At 67.9% G+C, this 8,536-nt stretch carries 8 protein-coding genes; 7 read left to right on the forward strand and 1 reads right to left on the reverse strand.

Going from position 1 to position 8,536, the window contains the following annotated elements:
- Window positions 1–16: 16 nt before the first annotated feature.
- The 3 genes from pedF (at window position 17) to A3AG_RS0104675 (ending at window position 2,677) form a co-directional block, all read left to right on the forward strand.
- On the forward strand, window positions 17–496 hold the full coding sequence (gene pedF / locus A3AG_RS0104665; protein ID WP_018004305.1) for a cytochrome c-550 PedF: 480 nt from the start codon (window positions 17–19) through the stop codon (window positions 494–496).
- A 57-nt stretch (window positions 497–553) separates the two neighbouring features.
- Entirely contained in the window at window positions 554–1,462 is a 909-nt protein-coding gene (locus tag A3AG_RS0104670) for a substrate-binding periplasmic protein (RefSeq protein WP_018004306.1), read from the forward strand.
- A 195-nt stretch (window positions 1,463–1,657) separates the two neighbouring features.
- Window positions 1,658–2,677: a YihY/virulence factor BrkB family protein gene (locus A3AG_RS0104675; protein ID WP_018004307.1), complete on the forward strand. Its 1,020-nt coding sequence runs from the start codon at window positions 1,658–1,660 to the stop codon at window positions 2,675–2,677.
- Here the strand turns inward: A3AG_RS0104675 and A3AG_RS0104680 are convergent.
- Window positions 2,596–3,468, reverse strand: coding sequence for a LysR substrate-binding domain-containing protein (locus A3AG_RS0104680; protein ID WP_018004308.1), 873 nt, complete (start codon window positions 3,466–3,468; stop codon window positions 2,596–2,598). The two genes, A3AG_RS0104675 and A3AG_RS0104680, sit on opposite strands and share 82 nt — an antisense overlap.
- A gap of 244 nt (window positions 3,469–3,712) precedes the next feature.
- Here A3AG_RS0104680 and psrA point away from each other — a divergent pair, with 244 nt between their 5' ends.
- From psrA to A3AG_RS0104700, 4 genes are all read left to right on the forward strand, one after another.
- Window positions 3,713–4,804, forward strand: a complete 1,092-nt coding sequence (gene psrA / locus A3AG_RS0104685) for an iron-containing alcohol dehydrogenase PsrA (RefSeq protein ID WP_018004309.1) — start codon at window positions 3,713–3,715, stop codon at window positions 4,802–4,804.
- 74 nt (window positions 4,805–4,878) lie between these two features.
- Entirely contained in the window at window positions 4,879–6,207 is a 1,329-nt protein-coding gene (locus A3AG_RS0104690; protein ID WP_018004310.1) for an MFS transporter, read from the forward strand.
- A 90-nt stretch (window positions 6,208–6,297) separates the two neighbouring features.
- A complete protein-coding gene (gene phnY / locus A3AG_RS0104695; protein WP_018004311.1) occupies window positions 6,298–7,743 on the forward strand; it encodes a phosphonoacetaldehyde dehydrogenase in 1,446 nt (481 codons plus the stop codon).
- A gap of 182 nt (window positions 7,744–7,925) precedes the next feature.
- Window positions 7,926–8,536, forward strand: a 611-nt coding sequence (locus tag A3AG_RS0104700; RefSeq protein ID WP_157625324.1) for an AMP-binding protein, incomplete at its 3' end; no start/stop codon positions are given.

Consider the following 8,536-nt stretch of genomic DNA (forward strand, 5'->3'; position numbering starts at 1 on the left):
ACTGTAGGAGACATCCATGAAAACGCAGCGCCGCCTGCTCGCCTTGCTCGCGCTTTGCGCGTCCCTGACCGCTTTTTCCGCCGGCCCGGTGCTGGCCCACGGCGATGTCACGCCCCAGGCCGTCGATACCAAAGCGTTACCACAGCTGGGCGACGAATGGCGTCCGGACAATCCCTACCGCAGCGGCGATGCGCACAAAGAGGCGCTGCGCATCGGCTCGTCGGCGTACAACCAGAACTGCGCGCGCTGCCACGGGCTCGAGGCCGTGTCGGGCGGCATTGCCCCCGACCTGCGCAAGCTGGACAGCGACTGCGTCGCCCTGGCCGACGCAAAGAAGAAGCAGGCCTGCCAGAGCGAGATTTCGCAGTTCTACGCCACCACCGTGCGCAAGGGCCGCACCCGCGACGGCCGCGTCTACATGCCGCCGTTCGACGGCGTGCTGAGCCAGGAGGCGGTCTGGGCCATCAAGACCTATCTGGAATCGCGCCACGAGTAAGCGCGGCGCCGGCGCGATCGATGCCGCCGGTCCCTTTCGTCCAACTGGAGCAATGCCATGCCTGACAGCCCTGTGCGCGGCCCACGGCTTACCATTTCCGTCCTGTCCGCGCCGCCGGCGCGGCTGGCGCGCTGGCTCGGCTGCATCGTGCTGGCTGCCGCCGCCTGGCTCGGCATGTCGCCGGCGCATGCCGACCTGGCCCGCATCCGCCAGGCCGGCACGCTCAAGGTGGCGGTGTACAAGGGCCTGCCGCCGTTCTCGTCGCTGGCCGGCAGCCAGTACGCCGGCATCGACGTGGCGCTGGCGCAGGCGCTGGGCAAGGCGCTGGGCCTGTCGGTGGCGCTGATGCCGTTCGATGCCGACGAGAACATGGCCGACGACCTGCGCGCGATGGTCTGGCGCGGCCATTACCTGGGCTACGGGCCGGCCGACGTGATGCTGCACGTGCCGGTCGACCGCGCCTTCATGCGCGCCAACGACAAGGCCCTGATCGTCGCCCCCTACTACCGCGAGACCTTCGTGCTGGTGCGCGACCGCGAGCGCGTGCCGGACGTGCGCGGCCTGGAAGACCTGGCCGGCCAGCCCACCGGCGCGGCCGCGGGCTCGGCCGGGGCCAATGCGCTGCTGTCGGCCGGCGGCGGCGCGCTGCGCGACCGGGTCAGGATCTATCCCGAGGCCGGGCTGGCGCTGCACGCGCTGTTCGCCGGCGAGATCGCCGCGGCGCTGGTGACGCGCGCCCAGTATGAAAGCGCGCTCAAGGCCGGCGGGCACGCCGCCAGCCGCTACGCCGCCACCGACATCAGCGCGCCGCTGCTGCCGCCGCGCGGCTGGGCGGTCGGCATGGCGGTCAAGGCCGGCGAACGCGAGCTGGCCGAGGCGCTGCAGTCGGCGCTGGACACGCTGCGCGGCAACGGCGAGCTGGCGCGCATCTTTGGCAGCTATGGGGTGTCGATGCAGGCGCCGTGAGGCGGACGTTGTAAAGAATGCATGCGATCCGGCATTCCACGGGTCGCGCGACTGGCGTACCTGCGGCAGCCCGGTGCCGCGCCGGTAGCGCCCTGGCGGCCCGTGGCGCCATGCCTGCCATGGCCGCAGCACATGGCGGGCGGGCAGGAACGGGAATTGCGGGGGGAGGGCAGTATCGTGACTGGGGATCGGGCGATGCCTTCCATTTCGTCGGTTCTGCTGTCCTCGCCCCGCGCGCTTTACGGGCTGCTGCGGGATACCGTCAACGCCTGGGTGGAAGACTACGCCCCCAGCATGGGCGCGGCGCTGGCCTACTACACGGTGTTCTCGATCGCGCCGCTGCTGCTGATCGTGATCTCGGTCGCCGGCGTGGTATTCGGACACGACGCCGCGCGCGGCGAAGTGGTGGCGCAGCTGCAGGGGCTGCTCGGCCCGGAAGGGGCCAAGACCGTGGAGGCGATGCTGCTTGCGGTCAGCAAGCCCGCGGCCAGCGCGCTGACGGCGGTGGTCGGCGTGGTGGTGCTGCTGATCGGCGCGACCACGGTCTTCGCCGAACTGCAGTCGGCGCTGGACCGGATCTGGGAGGTGCCCGAGCGGCGCAAGACCTCCGGCCTGTTCGCCTTGCTGCGCGCGCGCCTGCTGTCGTTCGGCATGATCCTGGGCATCGGCTTCCTGCTGGTGGTATCGCTGCTGCTGAGCGCGGGCATCTCCGCGCTCAACCGCCTGTGGGGCCCGCTGTTCGGGGCCGAGGAACTGATCGCCCATGTGCTCGACACCGTGGTCAGCCTGGTGCTGATCACGGTGGTCTTCGCCATGATCTACAAGATCATGCCGCGCGCCAAGGTGCGCTGGCCCGACGTCTGGCTGGGCGCAGCGGTGACGGCGCTGCTGTTCACGCTGGGCAAGTTCCTGATCGGGCTGTATATCGGCAAGAGCGGCGTGGCCAACGGCTATGGCGCCGCTGGCTCGCTGGTGGTGTTGCTGCTGTGGGTGTACTACTCCGCGCAGATCTTCCTGCTCGGGGCGGAGTTCACCTGGCAGTACGCGCGCCGCTACGGATCGCGCCGCCACGAGGCCGCGGCCGAGCGCGAGCGCGAGCTTGAACTCGAACGCGAGCGCGCCGGGTCCCAGTCTCAGCCGCCGCCCAGCGCTACTGCGAACAGCGCCGAGATCAAGGGACGCTCCTTGCGCACCGCCAGGCAGCACAGGGAATAGTCGATCGACAACAGCGGCTCGTCCACCGGCACCACCTGCAGCCCCGGCAGCGGGATGCATTCGATCTGCGTGACGAAGCTGAGCCCCATGCCGCTCGCCACCGCATGCAGGATGGCCTCGCGGCTGTTGATCTCCATCACGCAGTGCAATGCCACGCCTTGCTGCGCACAGGCGCGCTCGACGCGGTCGCGGGTCTTCGAGCCCGGCTCGCGCTGGATCACGGCTTCGCCGGCGAGGTCCTGCAGCGTGACCGATGCGCGCGCCGCCAGCGCATGGCCCGCCGGCATTACCGCGACGATGCGTTCCCTGCGATAAGGCGCGATATGCAGGCCCGCCACCGGGTCTGGCTCGGCGACGATGCCGACGTCGATGTCGAAGTCCTGCAGCCCGCGCAGCACCGAGGCTTCGGAGCCGATGGTGACGGTCAGCTCCAGCGCCGCATGCGCGCTGCGGAAGCTGCGCGCCAGTCCCAGCGCGATCGGCGGTGATACCGCGCCCACCCGCACCAGCCCGGTCTTGAGCTTGTGCGCGCTGTGCAGGAACTGCATGGCCTCTTCTTCCTGCCCGAACAGCCCCTGCGTGATCGCATAAAGCCGCTCGCCGGTATCGGTCAGGCGCACGCCGCGCCCGCTGCGCAGGAACAGCTCGACGCCGAAGCGCGTCTCCAGCGCCTTGACCTGGTCGGTCACGGTGGGTTGCCCGATATGCAGGTATTGCGCCGCTGCGGTGAAGCCGCCGGTGCGCGCCACCGCGTGGAAGCAGCGGATCGACTTGTAGTACTGGTGGAACATGGGACGGATGGGGGCTGGCCGCCGCTGCGGCGGCGTGTCCGGCGAGTCTCCCACAGCCGCGCGCCGATGCGTACAGGGTTTCCCCGAGGCCGGCGCGGCGCCGCGGCGATCCATCGGTTTTGGCGCACCCGCGCGTCAAAGATGCGATTGGACCGGGGCTTTGGCGTCTCCCACACTTCTGGCAACCAGGCACGCGGTGCCGACCGCGGCCAACGCAACCCAGAGCCAGAACCGAGGAGACCCCATGACCCATGCCTACCACAACCCCGTGTCGATCCATTGCGGTGCCGGCGCGCTCGACCGGTTGCCGGCCTTGCTGCACGGCCGGCGCGCCGTGGTGGTGACCTTCCCGGAAGCGCGCGCGCTGGGACTGGTGGCGCGGCTGGAAGCATTGCTGGGCGCGGACCTGGCCGGGCTGATCGAAGACGTGCAGCCCAACCCCGATGTCGCGCAGTTGTCTGACCTGTATAACCGCTTCTGGGAACAAGCCGACCGCTGCGACGCAATCGTCGCCGTCGGCGGCGGCAGCGCCATCGATACCGCCAAGGCGCTGATGGTCGGCACCCGCTCGGGCCGCTTCGACTCGCTGATCAGCCTGCTGGCGACCGGCAAGTCGTTCACGCCGGCGCAGGTCAAGCCGCTGATCGCGGTGCCGACCACCGCAGGCACCGGTAGTGAAGTCACGCCGTGGGCAACCATCTGGGATGCGGCGAACCAGAAGAAATACTCGCTGCACCTGCCCCAGACCTGGCCCGAGGCGGCCATCGTCGATGCGCAACTGATGCTGTCGGTGCCGCGCGGCACCACCATTGCCACCGGCCTCGATGCGCTGTCCCATGCGCTCGAATCGATCTGGAACGTCAACGCCAACCCGGTCTCCGACACCTTCGCGGTATCGGCGGTCGAGGACATCTTCGAAACGCTGCCGCAGCTGGTCCAGCACCTGGATGACCTGGCCTTGCGCGAGCGCATGGCACTGGCCGCACTCAAGGCCGGACTGGCGTTCTCCAACACCAAGACCGCGCTGGCGCATTCGATCTCCTACGAAATGACGCTGCGCCACGGCCTGCCGCACGGCATCGCCTGCTCGTTCACGCTGCCGCTGGTGCTGGAAAAGGCGTGGGCACGCCGCCCCGATCGCGACCGCACGCTGCAGCGGCTGTTCGGCCCGTCGCTGGCCGGCGGGCAGCAGCGGCTGCGCGCCTTGCTGCAAGGGCTGGGCGTGAAGACCGAGTTTGCCGACTACGGCGTCACCGACGCCGAGGCCGGCGCCATGATCGCGCGTGCGCTGGACGGCGCCCGCGGCAGGAACTTCATCGGCGCAGTACCGGCGTAGCGCTTCGCGACGGCCAGCGTTTACCCGCCCACATGAGCCCGGCAAACGGGCCGACAATACCAAAGGAGACAACCATGGAAACTGCCGATCGCATCCAGGCAGGGGCGTTCGTCGCCCCCGCCGAGCAATCGTTCCGGCGCGCACAGTGGCGCATGCTGCTGGCCGCCATGTTCTGCTACTTCTTCTTCTACACCGGGCGGCAGACCTTCGGCTTTGCCATTCCCGGCATCCAGGAGGAGTTCGGCCTGTCGAAGGCAGCGCTGGGCTGGGCTTCGACCTGCCTGCTGTGGTGCTATGCCATCGGCCAGGCCATCAACGGCAATCTCGGCGACAAGTTCGGCGGGCGCCGCGTGATGACCGCCGGCGCGATCCTGTCGTGCGCGGCCAACTGGGTGGTGAGCTTCGCCGTCGGCTTCAAGAGCCTGGCGATCCCATGGGGCATCAACGGCTATTTCCAGGCACTCGGCTGGGCGCCCGGCAGCCGCTTGCTGTCGAACTGGTGGGGCGCCGAAGAACGCGGCAAGGTCTACGGCTTCTATGTGTTCGCGGCCGGCTGCGCCTCGGTGCTGTCGTTCGTGACCTCGATCGTGGTGGTGAACATCCTGCACCTGGAATGGCGCTGGATCTTCCGCCTGCCGGTGCTGCTGATGCTGGTGGGCGGCATCACCTTCTACCTGATCGTGCGCGAGCGGCCGGAAGACCTCGGCTACAAGTCGCCCGATACCGGCGTGGCCAAGGGCGAGGATGACGACCCGCGCACAACGGCACGCACAACGGCTCACACAACGCCTGAAACCGATGCCGAGGAAAGCTCGTGGTCGCGCTACAAGGCGGTGCTGCGCAATCCGCGCCTGATCATCGCGGGCCTGTCGATCGGCTTCCAGAACGCGGCGCGCTATGGTCTGATCGTCTGGGTACCGGTGCACTTTCTGGGCAAGAACTGGAAGACCGCCGAAACGCTGATCGACCCAGCCTGGATCTCGGTGGCGCTGCCGGTGGGGATGGCGTTCGGCGCGCTGTCCAACGGCTGGATCTCGGACCGGCTGTTCGGCTCGAGCCGCAGCAAGGCCATCATGCTCTACATGGTGCTGGGCGCGATCGCCTCGATGGTGATGTACCAGCTGCCGACAGGCATGGGCGCCATCGTCGCGCTGTTCCTGGCAGGTTTCTTCGTCTATGGCCCGGCCTCGTCGTTCTGGGCGCTGTGTCCGGACCTGGTCGGCGCAAAGCGGGCCGGGACGGCCACCGGCATCCTCAACTTCTTCTCCTACCTGCTCGCCGGACTGGGCGAGCCGCTGATCGGCCGCATCCTGGACCAGTCCGGCAATACCTCGCTGGTGTTCCCGATCGTGGCCGCCAGTTGCATGATCAGCGCCGTGATCGCGGCGTTCATCCGCCGCTAACGCTAGCCGGACGGGCCGGCACCGCGCTGGCCCCTGCGACGCCCGCATTGTCTTTCAACACACTGCTCAGAAACCCGCGAGGGTAAAACCATGACCGCATTGCATGCCATTCCCGATATCCGCCACGAGGCCCTGCGCATCGCCGGCGAGAAGATCTACCGCGAAGACGTGATCGAGGTGACCTACCCCTATACCGGCGAAGTCATCGCCACGGTGCCCAAGGCCGCGCTCGACGACGTGCGCCGCGCCTACCGCATCGCGCGCGACTACCAGCCCACGCTGACGCGCTACGAGCGCTACAAGATCCTGATGCGCGCGGGCGAGATCATCGCCTCGCGGCTGGATGAAATCTCGCGCACCATCACCCTTGAGTCCGGCCTGTGCCGCAAGGATTCGCTGTACGAAGTTGGCCGCGCCTCGGACGTGCTGCTGTTCGCCGCCAACCAGGCGCTGGTCGACGACGGCCAGGTGTTCTCGTGCGACCTGACGCACCACGGCAAGAGCCGCAAGGTCTATACCCTGCGCGAGCCGCTGCTGGGCGTGATCACCGCAATCACGCCGTTCAACCACCCGCTCAACCAGGTGATCCACAAGGTCGCGCCGGCGGTGGCCACCAACAACCGCATGGTGCTCAAGCCGAGCGAGAAGACACCGCTGGCGGCTTTCATGCTGGCCGACATCCTGTATGAGGCCGGCCTGCCGCCGCAGATGCTGTCGGTCATCACCGGCGACCCGCGCGAGATTGCCGACGAGATGCTGACGCACCCCGACGTCGACCTGGTGACCTTTACCGGCGGCGTGCCGATCGGCAAGTACATCGCGGCCACCGCCACCTACAAGCGGCAAGTGCTGGAGCTGGGCGGCAACGATCCCATCATCGTGATGGAAGATGCCGATTTGGAGGAGGCCGCCACGTTGGCTGCCAGCGGCTCCTACAAGAACTCCGGCCAGCGCTGCACCGCGATCAAGCGCATGCTGGTGCATGAGTCGGTGGCGGAGCGCTTTGTCGACCTGCTGGTGGCGAAGACCGAAGCGCTCAACTACGGCGATCCGATGGATCCGAAGGTCGACATGGGCACCGTCATCGACGAAGCCGCGGCGATCCAGTTCGAGGCGGTGGTCAATGAAGCGATTGCCGCCGGGGCCACGCTGCGCTACGGCAATATCCGCCGCGGCGCGCTATATTCGCCCACCGTGCTCGACCATGTGGATCCGGAGATGACGGTGGTGAAGCATGAAACCTTTGGGCCCGTGTCGCCGGTGATCCGTTTCAAGGATATTGATGAGGCGATCCGCATCTCGAATGGCACGGCGTATGGGCTGTCGTCATCGGTCTGCACCAACCGGCTCGACTACATCACGCGCTTCGTGCGCGAGCTGAAGGTCGGCAGCGTCAATGTGCGCGAAGTGCCGGGGTACCGGCTGGAGCTGACGCCGTTCGGCGGCATCAAGGATTCCGGCCTTGGCTACAAGGAGGGCGTGCTGGAGGCGATGAAGAGCTTCTGCAACACCAAGACCTACTCGCTGCCCTGGTAAGCAGCGCGCGCCGGCGGGGCAGTTCGTCCCTGCGCCGCCGGTACGTGGCAAGCGCCTCTACTGTGTCTCCGGGTAGTTGGGGCCCCGGCGTACTCCAGCACTGTCGTCCCCGGATTCTGGCCGCCCCATGGCGGCTTTTTTTCCATCGGCGCCGCATCCATTGCGCCATGACCGAACCATCCATGACTTCCCTCCAATCCATCCTGCACGAAGCCAGGCTGTTTCCACCTGCCCCGCAAGCCAGCGCCAAAGCCGCCATTCCCAGCATGGAGGCCTACCAGGCGCTGTGCGACGAAGCCGGGCGCGACTACGAAGGCTTCTGGGCCCGCCACGCGCGCGAGCTGCTGCACTGGAACAAGCCCTTCACCAAGGTGCTGGACGAGAGCAACGCGCCGTTCTACCAATGGTTCGAGGACGGCGAGCTCAACGCCTCGTACAACTGCCTGGACCGCAACCTGCAGAACGGCAATGCCAACAAGGTCGCGCTCGTGTTCGAGGCCGACGACGGCACCGTCAGCCGCCTCACCTATCGCGACCTGCATGCCAAGGTGTGCCGCTTCGCCAATGGCCTGAAGTCGCTCGGCATCAGGAAGGGCGACCGCGTGGTGATCTACATGCCGATGTCGGTCGAGGGCGTGGTCGCGATGCAGGCCTGCGCGCGCCTGGGTGCCACGCACTCGGTGGTGTTCGGCGGCTTCTCCGCCAAGTCGCTGCAGGAGCGGCTGGTCGACGTCGGCGCGGTGGCGCTGATCACCGCCGACGAGCAGATGCGCGGCGGCAAGGCGCTGCCGCT

The sequence above is a fragment of the Cupriavidus neocaledonicus genome (assembly GCF_000372525.1).
Lineage (GTDB): Bacteria > Pseudomonadota > Gammaproteobacteria > Burkholderiales > Burkholderiaceae > Cupriavidus > Cupriavidus neocaledonicus.

Coding starts and splice junctions, on each gene's coding strand:
- A3AG_RS0104670 (WP_018004306.1), top strand. CDS start 554: ATGCCTGACAGCCCTGTGCGCGGCCCACGGCTTACCATTTCCGTCCTG.
- psrA (WP_018004309.1), top strand. CDS start 3,713: ATGACCCATGCCTACCACAACCCCGTGTCGATCCATTGCGGTGCCGGC.
- pedF (WP_018004305.1), top strand. CDS start 17: ATGAAAACGCAGCGCCGCCTGCTCGCCTTGCTCGCGCTTTGCGCGTCC.
- phnY (WP_018004311.1), top strand. CDS start 6,298: ATGACCGCATTGCATGCCATTCCCGATATCCGCCACGAGGCCCTGCGC.
- A3AG_RS0104680 (WP_018004308.1), bottom strand. CDS start 3,468: ATGTTCCACCAGTACTACAAGTCGATCCGCTGCTTCCACGCGGTGGCG.
- A3AG_RS0104675 (WP_018004307.1), top strand. CDS start 1,658: ATGCCTTCCATTTCGTCGGTTCTGCTGTCCTCGCCCCGCGCGCTTTAC.
- A3AG_RS0104690 (WP_018004310.1), top strand. CDS start 4,879: ATGGAAACTGCCGATCGCATCCAGGCAGGGGCGTTCGTCGCCCCCGCC.